Origin of the sequence: Methanosarcina acetivorans C2A, from assembly GCF_000007345.1 — an archaeon.
Lineage (GTDB): Archaea > Halobacteriota > Methanosarcinia > Methanosarcinales > Methanosarcinaceae > Methanosarcina > Methanosarcina acetivorans.
The window spans coordinates 1,901,050-1,923,481 of the sequence record NC_003552.1 but is presented as its reverse complement, the minus strand read 5'-3'; the positions used below and the strand labels follow the sequence as shown (position 1 = coordinate 1,923,481).

At 45.0% G+C, this 22,432-nt stretch carries 10 protein-coding genes and 1 pseudogene; 3 read left to right on the top strand and 8 right to left on the bottom strand.

From position 1 onward, the window contains the following. Nucleotides 1-186: 186 nt before the first annotated feature. Together MA_RS08385 and MA_RS08380 are read left to right on the top strand one after the other, a co-directional pair. Nucleotides 187-711 (top strand): O-acetyl-ADP-ribose deacetylase, encoded by a 525-nt coding sequence (locus tag MA_RS08385; RefSeq protein WP_048065167.1) that lies wholly within the window; start codon nt 187-189, stop codon nt 709-711. A gap of 712 nt (nt 712-1,423) precedes the next feature. Continuing rightward, a complete protein-coding gene (locus tag MA_RS08380) occupies nt 1,424-7,081 on the top strand; it encodes a tetratricopeptide repeat protein (protein ID WP_011021623.1) in 5,658 nt (1,885 codons plus the stop codon). Nucleotides 7,082-7,945: 864 nt separating this feature from the next. Here MA_RS08380 and leuS read toward each other — a convergent pair. The 8 genes and pseudogenes from leuS to MA_RS08330 form a co-directional block, all read right to left on the bottom strand. Continuing rightward, nucleotides 7,946-10,831: a leucine--tRNA ligase gene (leuS, locus tag MA_RS08370; RefSeq protein WP_011021621.1), complete on the bottom strand. Its 2,886-nt coding sequence runs from the start codon at nt 10,829-10,831 to the stop codon at nt 7,946-7,948. 282 nt (nt 10,832-11,113) lie between these two features. Beyond that, complete coding sequence (gene thrC / locus MA_RS08365; protein WP_011021620.1) at nt 11,114-12,331, bottom strand: threonine synthase; 1,218 nt, start codon at nt 12,329-12,331, stop codon at nt 11,114-11,116. Between the two features lie 762 nt (nt 12,332-13,093). Then, on the bottom strand, nt 13,094-13,429 hold the full coding sequence (locus MA_RS08355; RefSeq protein ID WP_011021618.1) for a DUF1622 domain-containing protein: 336 nt from the start codon (nt 13,427-13,429) through the stop codon (nt 13,094-13,096). 710 nt (nt 13,430-14,139) lie between these two features. Beyond that, nucleotides 14,140-14,472, bottom strand: a complete 333-nt coding sequence (locus MA_RS08350) for a DUF1622 domain-containing protein (protein WP_011021617.1) — start codon at nt 14,470-14,472, stop codon at nt 14,140-14,142. Nucleotides 14,473-14,490: 18 nt separating this feature from the next. Further along, a complete protein-coding gene (locus MA_RS08345) occupies nt 14,491-14,829 on the bottom strand; it encodes a DUF1622 domain-containing protein (RefSeq protein ID WP_011021616.1) in 339 nt (112 codons plus the stop codon). 337 nt (nt 14,830-15,166) lie between these two features. Further along, nucleotides 15,167-18,013 carry a M1 family metallopeptidase gene (locus MA_RS08340; protein ID WP_011021615.1) on the bottom strand — a complete coding sequence of 949 codons (2,847 nt, stop codon included), beginning with the start codon at nt 18,011-18,013 and terminating at the stop codon, nt 15,167-15,169. A gap of 324 nt (nt 18,014-18,337) precedes the next feature. After that, a pseudogene (locus tag MA_RS08335) lies at nt 18,338-21,079 on the bottom strand (DUF3427 domain-containing protein). A 170-nt stretch (nt 21,080-21,249) separates the two neighbouring features. Then, on the bottom strand, nt 21,250-21,648 hold the full coding sequence (locus MA_RS08330) for a (deoxy)nucleoside triphosphate pyrophosphohydrolase (RefSeq protein WP_011021612.1): 399 nt from the start codon (nt 21,646-21,648) through the stop codon (nt 21,250-21,252). 124 nt (nt 21,649-21,772) lie between these two features. Here MA_RS08330 and MA_RS08325 point away from each other — a divergent pair, with 124 nt between their 5' ends. Next, on the top strand, nt 21,773-22,063 hold the full coding sequence (locus MA_RS08325) for a hypothetical protein (protein WP_011021611.1): 291 nt from the start codon (nt 21,773-21,775) through the stop codon (nt 22,061-22,063). Nucleotides 22,064-22,432: the final 369 nt, after the last annotated feature.

Here is a 22,432-nt window from a genome sequence, read left to right as displayed (position 1 = left end):
AGTTTTTAGAGCTGTCCGGGTAGAAGACATCACTACCAGGACAATGGAATCCCCAGGTCAGAATTGACCAGTATAATCTCTGTTTTATGCTATATCATTGTTTGGGCAACGAAATAAAGAAACATGGACCCGCAGAAACCATATAAAAAGGAACTAAAAAGAAACAGCCGAAAAAGGAGCCTTAACATGTCACAAAATTCAGAAAGAATCAGGATAATTGAAAGGGATATTACAGAACTGAAAGTGGATGCAATTGTAAACGCTGCAAACAATACACTTCTCGGAGGAGGAGGTGTTGACGGAGCTATCCACAGAGCTGCAGGCCCCGGCTTGCTGGAAGAGTGCAGGACTCTGAACGGCTGCCCCACAGGAGAAGCAAAGATTACAAAAGGATACCTTCTACCTGCAAAATACGTTATTCATACTGTTGGCCCAATATGGCAGGAAGGCACGAAAGGAGAGGACGAATTTCTGGCTTCCTGCTACAGGAAGAGCCTCGAACTTGCCAGGAAATACGATGTAAAAACAATAGCTTTCCCGACCATAAGCACAGGAGCATATGGCTTTCCTTCCGAAAGAGCAGCCAGGATTGCAGTTTCACAGGTAAAGGAGTTTCTTAAGGTAAACGAGCTACCTGAAATTGTTTTTCTTGTCTGCTATAATAAAGAAGCCTGTAAAAATATCAAAAAAGCCCTTGAAGAGAATCTTTAAAAGATAACTCGGATTTAGAATGTCCTTTCAGATATTATTTCAGATATTATTTCAGATACTATTTTAGATATTATATTAGATATTATTTTAGATATTATTTTAGATATTATTTTAGATATTATTTTAGATATTATTTCGTAACGTAAAACTATCCTCGAAGAAATAGCTTAAATTCTCCGTAAACAATTAAAGCAATTGGAAAAGTTTTCTCCCACTCTCACTTCTGGCAGATTATTTATATAGTATGTTACAAAAATAGGTTCTAAATAAAAATTATAATGACAGCAAATTCCGAATATCCAGTAACATCCTACCCTAACAAAGGATGCCGGGCTTAATAAAACAGATTAAATATAAAAATATTTAATGTAATGAAAATTTATCAGTAAATACTTACTAGTAACATTTATCGGTAACGCGGATCAGTAGTATGTATCAGTAATACGTATCAGCAAACGTCTAACTGTAACATTTACCGCAAACACAAATCAATAACATTTACTACGAATACAAATCATCAACATTTACTGCGAATACAAATCATCAACATTTATCACTAGCACTTTATCAGTGTAAGTCTATCGATGTACATCAAGGCACGGTTTACTCGTGTAAATACCCCTAAAAAGAAAAGATACGCGCTAAAAAGAAAAACATTAACATAACACTCAAATGAGCCTGCAGGAATAACACGAAAAAAGGGACCGGAGGAATTATTATCACTAACGATGAAGCCTTTCAGAGAGGCCTTGACCTGGTTAAACGCAAAAGGTACGAAAAAGCCATAAACACATTCAATAAAATTCTGGATAAAGATCCGGACCATAAAGAAGCCCTTTTCCACAGGGGACTTGCTCTTCTTGAAACTGAAAAAACCCAGGAAGCTCTCGATTCCTTTAATGACGCCCTGCAACTTGAACCCGGAAACTCCGACGCCCTCTACAGAAAAGGAACCTGCTTTGCTGCTCTTGGGAGGTTTGAAGAAGCACTGGAAGCCTATGAAAGTGCCCTTGAAAGTTCCCCGGATACCCCTGAAATCTGGTATATGATGGGGCTTGCTTTTGCCGAGATGGAGAGAGCCGAAGCTTCGATCCTCTGCTTTGAAAAGGCTCTGGAACTCAAGCCCGAGTATACAGCTGCATGTTGTGCAATGGGGACAGTAGCCGGAAAAGCAGAACGATACGAAGAGGCCCTGGAAGATTTTGAGCGGGCACTTGAAATAAGCCCCAGAAATTCGGAAGCCTGGTATGCAAAGGGCCTGATTCTTGCCAAAATTGAAAAATACGAAAATGCACTCGAATGTTTTGATTTTCTTATCCGGGAAAAACCGAAAGATACGGCTGCCCTTGAACAGAAATGCCTGATCCTTGCAAATCTCGGGAAGAATGAAGAGGCTCTGGGAGCCCTCGAGGACTTTTTAAAGAAATTCCCTGCAAATGAAGCTGCCCTCTACCATAAAGGTATCCTTTTAAGCGAACTTTCAAGATATGAAGACGCCGAAAGAACCATTTCAAAAGTATTGAAGCTAAACCCCGGACACCGGGAAGCCTGGTTCAGAAAAGGTTTTGCCCTTGTACAGCTGCTCAGGCTTAATGAAGCGATAGAAGCCTTTGACGAAGCCATCCGGCTTGACCCTGCTTATTTTGAAGCCTGGAATTACAAGTGCTTTGCCCTGATGAAACTTGAGGTCTATGAAGAAGCACTGGAAGCCTTCGACACCATACTTGAAACCTATCCAGATATGGAGGAGATCTGGTACAACCGGGCACTTGCTCTTCTGAAACTGCAGAACTTTCCGGAAGCTGCCCGGTCTTTTGCCCGCGTTACGGAACTCGACCCAGGCAACACGGACGCCTGGTTCCAGCAGGGCCGCCTGCTTGCCCGAGCAGGTAAATATGAAGAAGCACTGGAAACTTTTGACCGGCTGCTTGAATATCACCCTGATTTTACCGAAGCCCAGAAGTTCAGGGGCACCGTGCTTACAGGGCTCGGCCGCTTTGAAGAAGCCCTTGAATCCCTTACAAAAAGCCTGGAAAAGGAACCTGAAAACTATAACATGTGGATCCAGAAAGGACTCCTGCTCCTGGACATAGGAAAATTCGAGCCCGCCCTGGAAGCTTTTGAAAATGCCGCAGGCCTGAAGCCTGATGACGAAATCTGCTGGATGAACAGAGGTTTTGCCCTCTATTCCCTGGAATGCTATGAAGAAGCCCTGGAAGCTTTCAAGGAAGGCCTGCACCTGAACCCTTATCTCGAGAAAGGCTGGAACAAGAAAGGAATAGTGCTCGGCAAGCTTGGAAAAACCGAAGAAGCCCTGGAAGCTTTCGAAGAAGCCGTAAAACTCAGGCCAGACTTCGAAGACGCCTGGAAAAACATGGGGCTCCTGCTTTTTGCCTCCGAAGAATACGAAAAAGCCGAAGAAGCCTTTGCCGAAGTCCTCAAAACAAACCCCGAAGACCTTGACGCCCTTTACAACAGAGGCATCTCCCTGCTCAGGCTGGGAAGAAATGAAACTGCCCTCGAATATCTTGAAAAAGTTGTTTCTCTAAGCCCCGATTATCCGGATCTTGCCTACAGCCTCGGGGTTGCCCTGATGGAACTGGGGGAGCTGGAAAAAGCCCTGGAAACCTTTGAAAAGCTTGCTGCAAAAAATCCTGAGGACCTGGAGATCCAGTGCAGGAAAGGAAAACTTGCAATGGAGCTAGGGGAACATGAAACTGCCCTGCAGGCATTCGAAAAGGTACTGCTTGAAAAACCCGGATCGAGAGAAGCCTGGTACAGGAAAGGGCTTGCTCTGCTGAACATGGAACGTTTCGAGGATGCTGTAAAAGCATTCGATGAAGTAATAGTAAGGAACACTACAAAGGACCCCTCTTATGAAGACGCCGGAACCCTCAAGGGTTTTGCCCAGATGCAGCTCGGAAACTTCCTCCCTGCCCTGGAAACCTTCGAAGGCGCACTTGAGAAAAACCCGGACTCCGGAATTACCTGGTATTATAAGGGCCTGACCCTGCAGGAACTGCAGAGGCAGGAAGAAGCAGCCAGAGCCTTTGAGTCGGCGCTGCGCCTTAACCCGGAATTTTCCGACGCCTTTGAATACAGGGCAGTCTGCCTCTTTAAAACCGGACAGTACGAAACTGCTCTCGAAGCCCTTGAAGCCTTACTTGAAAACGATCCGGAAAACCTTTCAACCCTGAACAGCAGGGCAATTTGCTTCCTTGAACTCGGGAGGCATAAGGAAGCAGTCGAAGCCCTCTCAAACCTGCTTGAAATTAATCCTGAAAGGGAAGAAACAAAGTTCAGGCTCGATGAAGCAAAGTTCAGGCTCGGGATCGAATATTTCGAGCTTGGGCGCTATGATGAAGCCTTTCCCCTTTTTGAGGGAATAAACGAGGAAGTAAAAGCTAAAAATGGAGAAGCAAGTGGAGAAGAAAGCGAAAATTCTCATAAAGACTCTCCTCTTTACTGGAAGGGGCTTATGTTTATCCGGCAGGAAGCTTATGAAAAGGCCCTTGAAATCTTTTCAAAGCTCACCGAGCAGAACCCGCAGTTTGCGGAAGGCTGGTATTTTATCGGGATGTCCTGCTCAAAACTCGGGAAACATGAAGAAGCCTCAAAAGCCCTCAAGAAAGCCCTTGAAATCGACCCGGCATTCCGGGACCTTCACGACATATATTACAGGCTGGGGCTTTCCTGCTTTGAACTCGGAAACTTTGAAGAAGCCCTTAAAGCTTTTGAAGAAGCCCTTTCAACAGTTCCTGAAAATTCAGAGAGGAACCCCGACGAAGCCCAGGATATTATGTATAAAAAGAGCCTCTCCCTGCTCAGGCTCGGGAGATACGCGGAAGCTGAATCCGGCTTTAAGGAAGTGCTTGCCCTTGACCCGGCAAATACCGAAGCCCTTGCCCACCTGAGCACTGCCTGTTTCAAGAAGGGGCATTACAAAGAAGCCCTCGAGATCTTTGAGAGGGTGCTCAGTCAGAACCCGGCAAGAAAAACTATCCTTTTCAGAAAGGGACTCGCCTTAAAAGCCTTTGGGAAAAACCTGGAGGCTCTGGAAGCCTTTGACCTCGTCCTTAAACTGAAACCTGACTGTACATATGCCCTTGACCAGAAAGGATACACGCTTTTCGAACTCGAAAAGTATGAAGAAGCAGCTGAAGCCTTTAAAGCAGCTCTGGAATATTCCCCCAAAAATGCAGATATGCAGTACCTGAGAGCTCTTGCCCTTTTCAGGCTCAGGAACTTCAAAGAAGCAATGCAGGAGTTTGAAAAAGCCTTTGACCTCGGGTGCCGGAAGCCTGAAATTTCCTATTATACGGGGCTTTCCTGCTTCGAAACTGGAGATTATGCAGGAGCCATAAAAGCCTTTGATATCGTCCTTAGAGCAGGCATACAGGAGCCGGAAATCCTGCAAAAGAGAGCTCTTGCCCTTTTCGAACTGGGGAAGGCAGAAGAAGCCGTATCCGCAGTAAATTCCCTTCTTGAATTTTCCGCAGAAAACCTGACCAGAGAAATAGTACAGGATTTGCCCGAAGAAGCCGGAGGAGAAAATAGAGATACGGGAGAAACTCCACAGCCAGGAGAAACTCCACAGCTAGAAGAAACTCCACAGCTAGAAGAAACTCCACAGCTAGAAGAAACTCCACAGCTAGAAGAAACTCCACAGCCAGGAGAAACTCCACAGCCAGGAGAAAAATCTCAGTTCAGCCCTGAACTCCTTGAGAAATTCGCATCCGCCCAGATAGAACTCGGGCACTATGAAGAAGCCCTGCTGCCGCTTGAAAAGCTCATAAGAGAAGGCTTAGCTTCAAAGGGAACCTTTTACAGCGCGGGGATAGCACTTATGGGACTTGGAAAGCAGGAAGAAGCCTTTGAGGTCTTTTCCGAAATCCTTGAGGTTTATCCGGACTTTAAGAAAGCGTGGTACGGGAAAGGCCTTGTGCTGTTTTCGCAGGAACGATACGATGAAGCCCTTGAAGCCTTCGAACAGGCTTTGATGGAAAGCCCGTACGAAGTGGCAAAAATTGAAGAATCGGAAATTGAGAAGTCAAAAATAAGTGACCCGGAACTGGAAGACGCCTGGACCAAAATAGGGCTTGCCCAGCTCAAAACCCGGAGATATGAGGATGCCTTTGATACCTTTGAAAAGATTCTTGAGAAAAATCCGACGGATGCCGATGTATGGTACCTGAGCGGGCTTGTCATGCGCGGGCTTGACCAGAACGAAGAAGCAGTGGAAGTTTTCGAGAAAGCCCTGGAACTCAACCCTGCCCTGACCGCTGCCCTTGAACAGAAAGGACTTGGCCTTCTTGCCCTGTGCAGGTACGAAGAAGCCAGGGACGCTTTCGGTTCGGCCCTTGCCCTGAACCCTGAAAATGTTGATATCCTTTACAGCCGGGCAGTAGCCAGTTACAAGCTCCTTGACTTCGAAGAAGCCTCAAAAGACCTTGAGAGACTGCTCCTCTTTGCCCCGGGCTTCCCGGACTACACCAAAGCCTGTTACATGCTCGGGATCGCCAGCATAGAACTTCAGGACTACGAAAGAGCCCTTCAGGCTCTGGACCTTGTCCTTGAACGCGAACCTGCACACCGGGATGCCCTCTATAACATGGCCCTCGTGCTCTTCAATCTCGAAGAGTATGAAGAAGCTGCCAGGACCTTTGAACAGCTGCTTGAAGCGTCACCCGAAGACCCCGAAAGCCTGAACTACCTCGGGCTCTGCCTCCTTGAACTTGAAGACCTGAAAGAAGCCCTGAAAGCCTTCGAGAAAGCCGCCCTTTTCAACCCCAAAAACGAAGAGGCCCTTTACAACGCAGCCACGACCCTCATCAAGCTGAACAGGATCCAGGAGTCCCTCGGATACTTTGACCGCATCCTTGAGATCTCTCCTGAAAACTACGACGCCATGAACTACAAAGGGGTTGCCTTCTGCATGCTTGAGCAGTACAGGGAAGCCCTCAAGTCCTTTGACAATGTGCTCAAAAAAGACCCGAATAACATCAAGGCGGTCTACAATGTGGGAGTGGTCTGCTTCAAACAGAAACTCTACGAGACCGCAGCCAGAGCCTTTAAAGAAGCCCTCACCATCAACCCCTGGCACGAACCTTCCCTCAGATATCTCGGCCTCTCTCTTGCAAAAACCGGGGATTACGAAGATGCCCTGAAAGCCTTCGAAAAGCTTCTCAGGATAAAACCGCAGGACCCCCAGGCCATGAACTACAGAGGAGTCCTCCTCGGAAAGCTGGAAAAATACGGAGAAGCAATAAAAGCCTTCGACGAGGTCCTGAGCATCTACCCGAACATGGCAGGAGCAAAGGAAAAACTTGAGGTGTTAAAGTCCTTTGAGAAGGAAGAAGAGTCCTATTAAGGGTTCTGCAAAGGATTCCATAAACCTTATAAAGTAACAGTTAAAGAAACAATTAAGGAAAAGGTAAAGGAAACGGGTTCTCAGAAAAAGCAGGAATCTTTTCCAAACACTCTTTTCTAAGCTTCAAACCGTTTTTGAAAAGATAAACTCCTGGTTCGTATTAATCGATTGATATTATTCAGATATCCGAGCTGGAACCTTTTGTTTTTTGATTCTACTCCTTGCAGGGCCGAACTTTTCTCGTCTAACACACAAAAAAAGAACAGATGAATTCATATCTTGACCTGGGTAACCTCATTAAAATTACAGAAAAAATATCAGCGCCTCCGCCAGCTTGTCTGGCGGCCCTTCTCAAAACTAAGAATAGCAGAATAAATGAAAGAGAAATAAAGACCGAAAATTATACCGGTTTGATCTATCAGGTTCTTGTTTCTGTTTACGAACTCAAGCAGCAGCTTTATTTAATTCGATTCTTGTTTCTGTTTACGAACTCAAGCAGCAGCTTTATTTAATTCGATTCTTGTTTCTGTTTACGAACTCAAGCAGCAGCTTTATTTGCTTCATTTTTACGGGAAAAACCGCTCTCCTACGTCGAGCGGGGAAAGAACGGTTCAGGATAGCGAATGACGTTGCATGGGTCAGATAGCTCTATAACTTAGTCCGCTTAAAGACAGAGAAAAGTAGCGTTACTTCTCCATAAAAAAGTAGAAGCTAAAAAGTAGAAACTAAATAGAAACTAAAAAGCAGAAACTAAGGAAATAAGAACTAAAAAAGGAACCCGAGGCTATCGAATATAGCCCGGATACGATTGTTTCAGATAATCAAAAGTCCTCTTAAATCAAGAGGCTTTTTTTCGTCCTTCTTTTATTCGATGTAAATCGCAGGCCTGAGAGGCTCTGCAAACCTGGACTTCTTCTGGGGGTCGTACTCCGGAGAGTCGGCGCTGTAGATCTCGACCGGACAGCCGATTTCTTTTTCCAGGAAGGAGGCAGATTCTTTCAGGAGGGCCTGTTCATCGAGGCCGAGGTAGGCAAACGTCTCGTAACGTTCGGCGCCCCCGCTCTTGAACTCGGGGATTATCTTCTGCACGAACTTCGGAATTTCCTTGCCAAAGCGCTTGAGCTCGGGGTTTGCCATCAGGGTTTTGATCAGGGCGCCCACTTCAAGGGGGGCTTCGATTTGCAGTTCGCAGGCACACCTTATGGCTTCGGCTTTCCAGGCAGGAGCTGTGTAAAGGTAGACCTTCTGCGGGGTCATCTTCGTAACCCTTACGATCTCTTCGATATCGTTCAGGGTGCTCTTTACGGCTTCTTCTGCAAGTTCGGCTCCCTCGTCTATTAAGTCTTCGTTGTCGAGCGGGTACTGGGCAAGGGAGATCGGGTCTTCGTGCCCCATGGCTTCCCAGATTTCTTCACAGAGGTGAGGAGTGAAAGGAGCCATAAGCCTGACCCAGTTGTCCAGCACATAATAGAGCAGGGCTTCCCCGCCTCTGCGCTGGTACCATCTGACGTCGTTTATGAGCAGGAAGAAAGAGTTCTGGATAGCTTCCCTTGTCTGGATGGAGTCAAGGGCAATGTTTGTCTCCATGATGTATTTCTGCATCCTGGAGAGCATCCAGCGGTCGATCAGCTTTAGCTCCGTGCTGAGGGTTGCTCTCTTTCCACTCTCGATTACATCTTTTGCAAAGGAGTAGAACCTGTCCACCTGCCTGCGGGCAGAATCGATTCCTGTCTTCTGCCAGTCGGCGTCCTGGGTCTGTTCGGCTGTCGAGAGGATGTACATCCTTGTTATGTCTGCGCCATAGGCGCTGACCGCGCTTTCCAGGGTCAGGATGGGGCCTTTGGACTTGCTCATCTTCTGCCCTTCAAGAGAAACAAAACCGTTTACTGCAAGGGCTCTTGGCCATTTTTCCTCCTCAAAGAGGGCTACGTGGTGGAAGAGGAAGAAGAGCAGGTGGTTAGGGACAAGGTCCTTTCCGGAAGAACGCAGGTCAACCGGATACCAGTAATTGAAGTGGCTGCGGATTTCTTCCACAAGTTCCTGTTTAAGGCCGGTTTCCGCAGAAACTGCTGCAGAATCACCTATTCCGAGCAGGACGTAGTCGAAGAAGGAAAGGGTAAGCTGCTCGAGGGCAAGGTCGCCTCTCTCAAGGAACCTGGCAATTATATAGTAGCTCATGTAGATTGTCGAATCCCCGAGGGACTCGATCAACCATTCCTTGTCAAAGGGCAGGCGGGTCCCGAGGCCTTTCCTGCGGGCACATGCCTTATCCTTGAGCCAGTCTACCTTGTTTTCGAACTCGACCCTGTACTCTTCGGGAATGATCCGCATCTGGCTGAGGCACTTGTAGACCTTTGCTTTCCATTCGGGGTTCGAATAGTTAAGGAACCACTGGCCTTTAACCATGTTCACAACGCAGGGAGTCCCGCAGCGGCAGACCACAGGCTCGCTGAATTCGTAAAAAGTCTCGCCTGCGTTTGAGGCGATAAGGTCTCTGGTAAGGACGTCCTTGATCTTTGAGACCGGGTATCCCCTGTATTTCCCGGTAATCTCCTTAAGGACTCCTCCGTGGAACTCTCTCCTGTACACGATCTTTGTGGCTTCCTCGGCTTTCGGGGCTTTCTGGTTTGCAATCCCCATGCTTTCCACGATCTCTTTTGCCGGGAACTCCCCGAATTCTGGCACCTGGATAAGGGAAATCAGTTTTATGTCCCTGAGGTCTTCGGTAATCCCGTACTCGCTCAGGTCCGCATCGTAGAGGTCGCGGAGGGCAAGGTAGTCAAAAGGCGCATGGGCAGGAACACTCATTACTATTCCGCTGCCATTTTCAGGCTTAACGAAAGATGCCGGAAGGGAAATTACTTCGTCTCCTGTTATCGGGTTTGTGAGTTTTATCCCTATGATGGACTTTGCAGGCACGTCCTCAACGTATTCCACAGTCCTGTCCGTAAAAGTCAGTTTCCTGAAAGCTTCTTTGCTGACAACCCAGAACTCCTCGTTTCCGTCCTTCTCAACCCTTGCCTTTACGTAATCGACGTCCGGATTGACCCAGAGGTTGGTCACTCCGAAGGTTGTTTCCGGCCTGAGGGTGGCACATGGGAGAACAAGGTCATTGTACCTGAACTTGATAAGGGTATATTCCACGATTGTGGCTTCCTCCCCGTACAGGATATCGTGGTCTTCTACGGGGTTGTTATCGTTCGGGCACCATTTGACGGGGTGAGAGCCTTTCACGATCAGTCCCTTTTCTTCAAGCCGGATATACTGCCATTCAATGAACTTCTTGTAGGTCGGGTCGGTTGTCGTGAACTTGCGCCTCCAGTCAATGGAGTACCCGATCATGCGCATAGCTTTCTCGGCTTCCCGCTTGAAATAGTCAACGATTTTTTCAGGGGTATCGAGGGTCGGCAGGATATCTCCCGGAATCCCGTGGAGATGCTCATAAACGTCCATGGTCTGCGGGTCCCGGCTTGCAATCAGTTCGGCAAGCCCGACAATGGGGGTGCCGGTTACGTGGAAACCCATAGGGTAAAGCACGTTGTACCCTAGCATCCTTTTGTGCCTTGCCACCACGTCGCCGATGGTGAAGGTCCGGGTATGTCCTGCATGCAGGTTCCCGTTAAGGTATGGGTAGGGGATTGTTATGAAGAACTTTTCCCGCTTATCCGGATCAGCCTGGAAAATCAGGCTCTCATTCCATTTTTTCTGCCATTTCTCTTCAATCTCGTGAGGCTTATAGTCCTGCTCCATTCGTGTTCACGCCCACAGATAATTATTATGGTATAAAAGAATCTGAATACGACCGTAAAATATGGATAATAACAGTAAACGGTTCAGGGGAGCTAAGAAGCTGTCCCCGGAAACCATAAAGGATTGAATCGCAGCTGATCCCGGTATGTCAATCTTTCAACTGTTTACGGTTCCGGCACGTAAATATTTATCTTTGTATTTGGCCGATCGGGTTTTCGAACCGATCCGGTTCTTTAATTCAATCCCTGATTCGATACCTTATCTAATGCGTTTCTCCGGATTTTATTTTGCCTTTCCGAAGATTGCTTCCCGGATAGCATCGATGTTTGCATCAACAACTGTCGGCTCCTCGCAGACATCAATCACGGTCTGAGGGTCTTTAAGGAGGTGGCCTGTCGTGATACAGACAACGGTTTCGTCCCTGCCTATAACACCCATATCAACAAGTTTCCTGAGCCCTGCAACCGAGGCTGCACTTGCGGGTTCGACCCCTATGCCTTCAAGCCTTGCCAGGTCTTTCTGGGCTGCAAGGATTTCTTCATCGGTCACGGACTCCGCAGTGCCGCCGGATTCCCTTATGGCACTGAGGGCTTTTGTTGCGTTTACAGGGTTTCCGATCCGGATTGCCGTTGCAACGGTTTCGGGATTCTCTTCGGGGGTAATTGCCGGAGCCCCGCTCTTTATGGCTTTTACTATGGGGCAGGAGCCTTCGGCCTGGATCCCGGTCATTTTCGGAAGAGAGTCCGTTATCCCGAGGATTTTGAACTCCCTGAAGCCCTTGTAGATAGCAGTGATATTTCCTGCGTTTCCTACGGGCAGGACAATCCTATCAGGCACCTTGAAATCCAGCTGGTCTGCAATCTCAAAACCGATAGTTTTCTGACCTTCCAGCCTGTAAGGGTTGATTGAGTTTAAGAGATAGATCTTTTCCTGGGAGCAGAGCGTGCGCACAAGAGCAAGTGCGTCGTCAAAGTTTCCGCGTATGCTGAGGACCTTTGCCCCGTGCATCAGGGCCTGGGCAACCTTCCCGAGAGCTACCTTTCCTGCCGGAAGCAGCACAACAACAGGGATTCCTGCTTTTGCCCCGTAGATTGCAAGGGCTGCCGAAGTGTTCCCGGTTGATGCGCAGGCAACGGTGTTCATGCCGAGTTCAAGCGCTTTCGTAACCCCTACAGTCATGCCCCTGTCCTTGAAAGAACCGGTCGGGTTCATGCCTTCGTGCTTCACATAGAGCTTTTTTATCCCTATTTTTTCGGCAAGCCGGTCACATTTATAAAGAGGAGTCCCGCCTTCCTGGATCGTGACAGGTTCCCTTTCCACAGGCAGAAGTTTTGCATACTTCCAGACCGAGGGACATTCGGTCTTTAATTTTTCCATGTCGATTTTAATTGAAGAATAGTCATAAATAACATCAAGCAACCCGTCACATTTGCTGCAGGTATAAATCACTTCATCTCTGGAATACTCTGCACCGCATTCGATACATTTCAGGTGATACATTAAATTGCTCCTGTTTCTGATGATTTTGAATTATCCGGATACCGGGTTTTGAGTAGTACCCAATTCCATGTTAGAATTTATCACACGATTATTACAAGGTTTCACGTTTACACGATTTCATGTTGTTGCATAATTTCACGGTAGCATTTGTTAACAGTACAAGTTATATGACTCAATGTCATTGCACAATTTCATGTCAATTTGTTATGCCACTTTATTAATACAGCCCAGTGTTCAGGTCAGTATAATCTGGATTTCGGATTAGTATAATATTGGAGTTTAATAATATTTTGTATCCTTAACACTCTACTTGCTTTTAAATCATACTATTTTTTAGAGTTGTACGGTATTCAGGCTTTATAATAGCTCCGCAGAAACAGGCATACCATATGCATCTAACAGCAGTTTATTCATCTTCAAAAAGCATGGAGAAAGAAGAGAAGATTGAAGAAGAGTAGAGGAGAGTAGAGAGGATTGAAGAAGAGTAGAGGAGAGTAGAGAAGAGAAGATTGAAAAAGAGTAGAGGAAAGTAGAGAAGATTGAAAAAGAGTAGAGGAAAGTAGAGAAAATTGAAAAAGAGTAGAGGAAAGTAGAGAAGATTGAAAAAGAGTAGAGGAAAGTAGAGAAGATTGAAGAAAACTCGAAAATTTCTATTTTTGAATTTTTTGCAGGTTCCAGACCCGGAAGAGAGAGAAATGGTAGTGTTAAACGTACAGGTACAGAGAACCAGGCAGATTTCGGATTCGGCATCCCAACCCCGGTTCAATCCAGCTCGTATTCCGTAACTTCTTTGCTGAGGAAATAGCCAAGGACCGTCCTTATCAATACGACCATACCCAGCAGGAGCAGTTCTTCCTGAGAGGGGTTTCGTACGGTTTCCAGAACATCGGCTGCAATGAAAAACTCAAGCCCGAAGACAATTTTGTTTGTCAGCTCTTTTCTCACCTGCTGGTAGCTGTGCGGTTTCTTCAAAACTTCAATTAGGAAAACCCCCAACATTGCCCTGAGCCCGCCGTATATTATGAGAAAAGATCCCATAATATTGAACAGAGCAAAGAATATGTCCAGCACCAGACCTTCGTAATATAAAAATGTCATTCTACCATCCCCTCAATCCCCTTCAAAAGCCAGATATCGAAATCCGGGAAAAGGTTCCCGAATAACAATTATGACATTTCATTTCTCGGGATAAATATTCTTCTTGCAAAAGTCAGAAAGTGAAACAGGCTTCCAGGCAAGCTGACGGAGACCGTTATATTTCCCTTTTAATTGAAAAACGTTCTCAAGGTTTGAAGAAAAAGTATTCTCCCAGGAGGGCCGTTCTTTAATAATTTATTCAATATGTATTATCCTTAATCGCGGCACCGGGTAGTTTTCAAGCTGTTATTTGCCGGTTGACGGGTCGGTTCGGGTCAGGGGCGGCACTGAGAAAGGAATCTAAGATTTACTTCCGGATTTCGAAACAGGTCTTTCAGGACTTTTTTCAGGACTTTTTAACAAAACTTGAATCGGAATGAAGGATTAACGTACTAAAAAACTTACTGTCGAGAGTGGGTTTAGAAGAGAATTCATACGGTGAAAGGTTATTTACAGCTATTCATGATAATTTCAATCCATGCGTCTTCGGTTAAGTGAGGAATCGTGAGAAATTGCCTCTGTTCTCACAACAGTTGCCAATAATGCTAATGTGTTGTGGACTGGAACTAGGTATCGATTTCATGTAATAAGGCCAAAATTTAAGGCAGCCTTTTGGTGCGAAATCGATAGCTTTCAGGCAAGAAAATTCCTTAACCGAGGACCAATGAATTTCAATCAAACCTATACTCTTTAATTTCCTTATTTAAGAAGTAGCCGAGTACGGTCCTGATAAGCACTATTATACCCAGAATAGATAGGTCCTGCATCGAAGGGTCCCTCATAGTTCCGAAAACAGCGACTACGATATAAAATTCGAGCCCGAAGAGTATTTTGTTTGTAAGTTCCTTTCTGATATCTCCCAGGTTGTAAGACCTTTTTGATATTTCCTGAAGAATGATTTGAGCTACTGCTCTCAGCCCTCCGTAAATTATAATAATTGTACCAATCGCTTCGAAGACCCATTCAAAGATTTGTAAAAATGTATTAAACAGTCCCTGGACCAATTTTATCCCTCAAGCTCCTCAAGATTCGGTTAAAACAGATTCTTCTGTTTCCTTACTCAGGAAGTAACCAAGAATAGTTCTGATAATCACGATGGCTCCAACTACCAGCAGTTCTTCCAGGAAAGGCTTTCTCAGAGTTTCGACCAAATCAGCAATTATCAGCAGTTCAAGCCCGAAAAGAATTTTATCCGTGAATTCTTTTCTTATGCCCCTGTAGGCTTCGGGCTTTTTGTGAACCTCCACAAGAAAGATTTTAGCCGCAGCTTTTAGTCCCCCGTAAGTGATCAGAACCGCACTCACAAACTCAAAAAATATTACGAATACCTTCAGAACCACACTGGTAAGTTCAAGCACCATTCTCCCTCTTCCCGAGATAACCGAATCAAAAAATGCACTGATCTCGAAAATGAAACTTTATAGAGTAAAGAAGCGAGTTTTGAATTTCCCTGTACTTTGCCCCCGGATTCCCACTGATATGATTCTCACTGATATTTATCTATCTTAATATAATAGCTTCCCTGCCCTATCTGCAAAAAACAGACCTGCCGGATCTATAAAAAGAATGGACTCATCAAATCTGTAAAAAGATCCGGAAAAACAGGCAGGAAATTCAAGTAAAAGGCTTTGCTCCGGTATTTTCCCGGAGCAAAGAAACCGGTTCCGGTTCCAGAAGAAGCTTACTTCTCCAAATAATTCAGGATTGCAGAGCCGGAATTTCCCCGTGCTCTATTCCGTAGGCTTTGACAGCTTTCGGGGCTCCGAGGAGGAGTTTTCTGATCCTGTTATAGACGCTCGGGAATTTCTGCGGGTCCAGTTCTTCGAGGAGCTCTGCAAGGACCTTGACCAGAGGGATATGATACTTTGATTCCATAAGGTCTATGTTTGCAAAGGCGTTGAGAATATTGACTGTGCTGTATTCGTTTACAGGGGCCAGTTTTCTCAGGATTTCCGCAAAGAGGGCCCTGCCTTCTTCGGTCTGGAGGGATTTCTTGCGGTTCCTTGCAAAGCTGCCGTAAAGGGCACGCTGGTCGTTTGTCTGCTCGATCCTGAAAGCGGCTGACCTTTCCATTTCCCTGACGAGTTCGACTGCATCAATACTGCTGTTACTGCCTATTACTCCGAGGAAGGCTTCCCAGGCAATAAGGTTCTGCTTTGATTCGGCTTCAAAGGCCCTAAGGACTTCAATCTTGTCCGGGGCCGAACTGTTCAGGTATGCGGCAAAGGCGTTCAGCCGGTCCGTTGCACAGGTTGCGGTCTCAAACTGCTGTTTTATGAGGGAATGGATCTCCGGCGTATCGAGGGTTTCAAGGATGTTAAGGCAGATGTTTTTGGCCTGCCGGACTTTGATTACCCTTGCTGCTTCCTCGAGGGTCGAGTCCCTTGAAACAGAGGAGTCTTCAAAGAAGCGGTAGGCAGAAATTATCGAACTCCTGTACTTCCAGGCAATGGCTTTCAGGATTTTTTGTTTTACGTCATAGAGGGCCTGGTAACTGTGGGCAAATTCTTCGTCTTCCACGGACTCGAAAATGGTGAGGAACTGCCCGCCTGCCCTTTCGAGGAGCTGCCGGTCATTCAGGAGCCTGTAATAGAGATCGACAAACTCTTCGGAAGGCTTTGCGTCAGGATTTTTAAGCAGCCTGAACTTTTCCCGGTCCACAAGGGTATAGAAAGCCGTAAACCTGCCTGTGATGTCACTGTCTTTCCGGACCTGCAGCAAAAGTTCTTCCTGGCTTGCTTTGTAGACGAGTTTTCCGTAGAAAGAATAGCCCCTGTTCAGGGAGAGGAAAGCCGGAAGGTCCACGTTTTCAATCGTAACCGTCGAAGTTTCCTCGCTTATCCTTTCCAGGACTTCGGCAAGGTCGTTCCCGTTTTCGTCAACAAGGGCTGCCTTGAATGGGAACTCCCAGGGCTTTCCCCCCGCAGGCACCTTCTGCTTGATGAGGAAAGCGAACTTCCTTTCATCCCTGTCGTATTCGGCTGAGACCTCGACTACCGGGAACTTTATCTGTTTCAGCCAGGTTTCGGACATCTCCTTTAAAGCCTGTCCGCTTTCTTCTTCCATGGCTTCGATCCAGTCATCCGTGGTTGCATTTGAGTGGCTGAACTTTTTGAAGTAGCGGTCCAGGCCCCGGACAAAAGTCTCCCTGCCTATAAGGGTCTCGACCATACGCACGTATTCCGGAGCTTTTACGTAAGTGACGGCAGTGATCAGGTCGTTGGGATCATTAAAGCCGTCCGGGATGATTGGCATGGAGGCTGCTCCCGAGTCCAGGGCAAAAGTCCCCGAGGCCGGGGCGAGCAGGTCAAGCACCCTGCCGAGCCTCTGGTAGTCTTCGCCAAAGAGGAAGGCGTGGTACTGCTCTTCCACGTGTACGGTCACGGCTTCGTTCAGCCAGATCTCAAACGGGCTCTTTCCGGTAACCTCGGACCCGTTCTGGTTGTGGTAATATTCATGCACCTTGACCCGGATCATGTACTCGAAAGCAGAGTCCGTGATCTGCGGGAAAGGCATTATGCGGTTTGTGGTAATCGTTGTGTTCCCGACGTTTTCCATCCCCCCGAAGTCCGAGTTCTGCATCCCGATTTCCCTGTAAACGGTCCCGGTGTATTTGTACCCAGGAGTGATGCCTGCAACAAGCCCGGCAAGCTTTTCCCTGAACTCCCGAAGCTCTTCCAGCCTGGCCCCCTTTCCCTCAAGTTTCATGTCCTCTCGCTTGCGGACAAGCTCCCAGAGCTCTTTCCTGACAGGCAGTCCAGCTTCATCATACTGCTCGGGCCCTGTAAAGAGATAGACCCACATGACCGAGTCGTGCAGGATGTCAAGCGCTTTTTCGGCAGCCTCTTCGCTTGAGCCGGGCGGCACCAGGAGTTCGAGCATAAAGGTATCCCCGTCCGGGTACTCAAATTCCCGCTTAAAAGTCGCATAAGTCCCCACGCCCAGGAAAAAGAGATACGTCGCCATCGGGGTTATCGAGTTGTCGTAGACGATTTTGTCCCTGCCCTGCTTTACGGTCTGCCGTTCGACTGCGACGTCCCCGTTTGTGATCAGGTTCGTGTACCTCGAGTCCGCAATGATGGTCGTCCTGTAAGTGCACTTTGCACACATGTCGTCAATGCAGGGCACGATCCTCTGGAACCCCCACTGCTGGCACTGCGTGATCTGCTGCGGAGGAGCCCCTGCCGGAGTCTCGTCGTAGTACAGCCCCTCAAGGATGTTCTTTGTAGGCCTGCAGACCGTCTCCGTAACAATCGCAATCTCGGTCTGCGGAGGAATCACATCCATGAAGTTGATTTCGAGAATTGCATCGTCTTTCCTGTACCTGTAAGAGACCTCGGACTGTATGCAGCTCACAGCCCGGACCTCCAAGTCCCTGCAGTTTAACTCAAGCTTCTCAAGCGGCCCGTCCCTGGTCCTTATCCTTAGCAGAGACTTCACGCTCGTCCTGTCATCATAGACATCGAAAGCCAGGTTCATATGTAAAACGTCAACATTAAGCTCCCCGAAGTCTTCGGGATAATATTTGTACAGCCTATTATTCATAAAAATGTCACCTAGTGAAAGTTATGAGAGTAATATTGTGAGATAGAAAAGGGAGAGGAGGGATTTAAAGGTGTAGTTTGAGAGAGGAGGAAGAGGAAAATTCTTGTTTTTAAGTTAAGTTGATATGACCATTTGAAAATTGGTAGTATGGAAGTCAAATAATGATCTGACTACATAGCTTAAGTTGAACTTTGAGTTTTTATTATGAACAATCTATAAGAATCCCTGATTATAAAGTGCTTCTTAACTTTAATTGTTTAAAACAAAAAACATGCTAAACAATTCGGTTTTTACTATTGTGGCTTGTGAATGTCTATCTGGAAGTTACCCAACTAAGTAGTCATAGATGCCATCTCTGACGGGCTCTAGGAGAGAATACTGTATTTCCACAGCTTTTTTTGTTGTATTAGGCATGATAAATTCTTTTACATTCCCAGTAGCAAACATTCGGCCTAAGTAGTAGAACTCTTTTGATATTTTATCGTCCTTATTTTTACGAACAAATAAGCACAAGTCTGTACCGTTTTTTTGGGCATTCAAAGCTTGGTGGACATCTTTAGAAGATTTGGTTCGGCCGGATTTGGAAATTGCAATAAGTGAAGAAGGCGAAAGGAAGCGGTCCTCATACTTGATTGTGTCATCAATATTATCTTCTTTATTATAATTAATAAAGACAGGAAAGGTATTAGTTAACTGGTGGAATTTGTATCCACCAATGTTCTGTGGTACCTCTGCCTGAGGCCAATCTAAGCATTTGCATACATCATCATAGGTATATTTTTGATACAGCTGAAAACTTGTATCTAGATATCAATCGCCATATAACAAAGTATTTCTTTCCAGTCCTAACTCTATCAAATCAAGTAACATCACTTTGAACTCATTATTTGTAAGAAGTCTAGCAAATTCCTTAAATATCTCATATTCACCAGAGGTTGTCCTGTTTACGAAAATGGCAGAACTATACTTCTCCCTTCCAGAACCTGTGGCAAACTTTTGCATAATTTGATTTAAAACGCAAGTTATAGTGTGCTCATTGAATTTAATTGCTGGGTACTTCGCTCTCATTACTTCCTTAAACCCATCAACTGGATATGGATGACCATCAACAAGTAGTTTGACAAATTCAAGTTCGTGAGGTCGTTTACCATTAGCATATTTTGTAGAAATGAACTCAATGTATGTAGATTCAATTGTAGATAGCTCGACAGTATATGCTTTTTCATAAATTTTGAGAAAATTGTGATATGAACCAAACTTATCAAAGATGCGAATTACATCAACTGAACCGTATCTTGCGAATTCGTCTAACCGAGGAATTCTGCCAAGCCGTTGCTTAAGGGCTAGATAGGATTCTTTGATTAGTTTTGAATCATTAAAGTTAGCTTGATCAATGGAAGCATAAATACGTTCGCGAGTTATCGCATCAAAGTTTACAGTTGAGCAACCAGGAATTACCCGGTTACCTTCAGCAACAAATCTGCGGATTGTATCCTTGTTGTAAGTTTGATCTCCGGAAAGGGCTATCGGGATTAAAAAGTTCCTTTCATAATTACCAATAAAATCAATGACAACAACATATTCCTTGTTTTCTTTTTTACGCAGGCCTCTGCCTAATTGTTGGACAAAGATAATTGCAGATTGAGTAGGTCGAAGCATGACAACTTGATTTACAGACGGTATATCCACGCCTTCATTAAAAATGTCAACGGTAAAAATGTAATCGAGCGCACCTTCATACTCATCTTGCTCAAGCCGTTCTATTGCAGATTCACGCTCACTTTGACTGTTAATGCCAAGAAGTGAGCAGGTTCGATACCCACAATTATTAAATTTCGTGGACAGTTCATCAGCTTCATCTTTTCTGCTGCAGAATATTATACCTTTTACACGATCACCACTATATCCATAGTACTCTATCTTTTCGATGATATTGCGCACTCTCTCATCAGATGTTAGTTTGCTGAATTCTGCCTTGTCTTCAATGACCTCACCGTCTATTGTGAGTTCGGAAATTCCAAAATAGTGGAATGGACATATCATTTTTTCCTTCATAGCTTGCTGGAGACGAATTTCGTAGGCGATATTATAGTCAAACATCTTGAAGATATCAAATCCATCTGTACGTTCAGGTGTTGCCGACATTCCCAATAAGAATCTTGGCTTAAAATATTCGAAGACTTTTTGATACGAAGCAGCACCAGCCCTATGAACTTCATCAAATACAATATAATCAAACTCTTCTGGACTTAACTGATTGAGAACTTCATCTTTAGATAGCGTTTGGATCATAGCAAATATATAGTCAGCATCTACCTTGTTACCGCCACTCATTACATCCATACTTTTTCCATTATGGATAACACGCTTGTAACTATCCATTGCGTCTTTAGCAATGAGCTCACGATGGACAACAAATAAGAATCTTCTGGGATTAACAGTTCTAACATCAAACGCCGATAAATATGTCTTTCCAGTTCCAGTCGCCGAAATAACCATAGCGCGCTCAGCATTTTGATTTCGCAAGTCGGCTAAAGCCTGCAAAGCAGATTCCTGCATTCTATTAGGTTTGATATTTGAAAATTGAATTATTTTCTTTTCGACAGATAATGCTGCAATGTGTTCAGATTCTTTTGCAGTACGGTATATCTTCATGTATGCAGCAAGCCAATTATCATCAACTGGCGTTGCAAGTTCAAACATGATTTCAAATTCAGAAACTACGTTGTATACTATTCCACCTGTGCGAGAGGAACTAACTTTAAGATTCCATTCTTTATTCTCACAAAGAGCATTTTGTGTAAGGTTGCTGCTTCCAACAATAATAGAGTACTCTTTGCATTTTCTAAAAATGTATCCCTTCGTGTGCATATTAGCTACATCTTCAGTGACTATCCGCAACTCAATATTCTTAAAACGTAGCAGACGCTTTAGAGCAGTTGGGTCTGTGAAGTTCTGGTATTGAGATGCGATGATTCGACCTTTCACACCACGTTGTTCCAGGTCGCTTAAAGTGTTTAACAAAACGGTTACGCCACTATTTGTTATAAATGCGACAGAAATCATGAACTCATCGCATTTAGTAAGTTCCATTACTAACGATGTTAAAATTTTTTCCCCTCGGTCAAAATCGTTAATTAGCAACCTGGGTTTATATTCTTCGAGTGCCAGAATGGAAGAATCTAAAAAACCATATTTTATTCCATTTTTCAGTTCTACACAACAATCCGTATTAATCACTCCAGCATCAATTTTTTTACGATAGGTTGATCCGCGGGTGCCCAATCTAGTTTATCAAGATCTTGGCGCTTTAACCATAGATGATTAATATGTTCTTTCCTAATGAATTCAGGACTGTTTACCTGGCAAATATAGCTATGCATTGTGACCTTAAAATCTGGATATTGATAGACCACTGTCATAAAAAAGTCACTTTCGGATATGTTTATTTCAATCTCCATTTCTTCGCGCAGTTCACGCATCAGCGCTTGACTATTTGTTTCATCAGGTTCAACTTTGCCTCCAGGAAACTCATACTTATAAGATAAATAATCATATTTGTTAGCATTTCTTTGCATACAAAGGATTCTATCCTTGTAAATGATTATCCCGGCTACAACTTCAATATGTTTCATTTCTTTCCCGTCTTTTACTTTTTTCTGTAACTATTTTCTCGAATCCTGTTTTTTCAACTAACAGGAAGTCCTCTGAATCACCTTATTATAAAATGAAGCATAATTTCTATTCGGTGAAAGGGATATGACTCTCACTGTGGATATAAAAGGTGACTTCACGCCCCAGGAGGTAAGTGAGGTAATTCGGGCAGCGCTGGAGCAGAACGAGCGCATTGCAAAATACAAAATAAAGAAGTATTCGGATATTTGTGGGAATTTTGAGAACAAATACGGGATGAGTTCCGACCTTTTTGTGAAGAAATTCGACTCCGGTGACCTTGGAGATGATGAAGACTTTTTCGACTGGTATGCGGCAAAAAGGGGACTTGATATCTGGGATAAGAAGTTGAAAATTATCTCGGGGATTCAGATATGAATTTCAGAGATTAATATTTAAAAATAGAATCTTTGCTTAATAATTTCTCTCCACGCCCGCATGCTCACGAAGTGAGCAGATATCGGGCGGTCGCTGACAAAAAAGAAGAAGCTGCAAGATAATATAATGACTGCATATTAGTTTATTTCAGAAAGAGCCAGAGGAATCCAGTCTGAACGGATGCTCGATATAAGATCTAGTATGATTTTTATTGACTTGTAACCTTAACTCTGCCACAAATAAGGAATAACTTTTTCAGAGAACAATGCTCTTGATCCTATAGTCGGCAGGTCGACATTAGATTTTAAGTATTTTTAATGATGGCGTTTTTCAAACATTATGTAATATATGTTGGGTTCAAAACTGGTT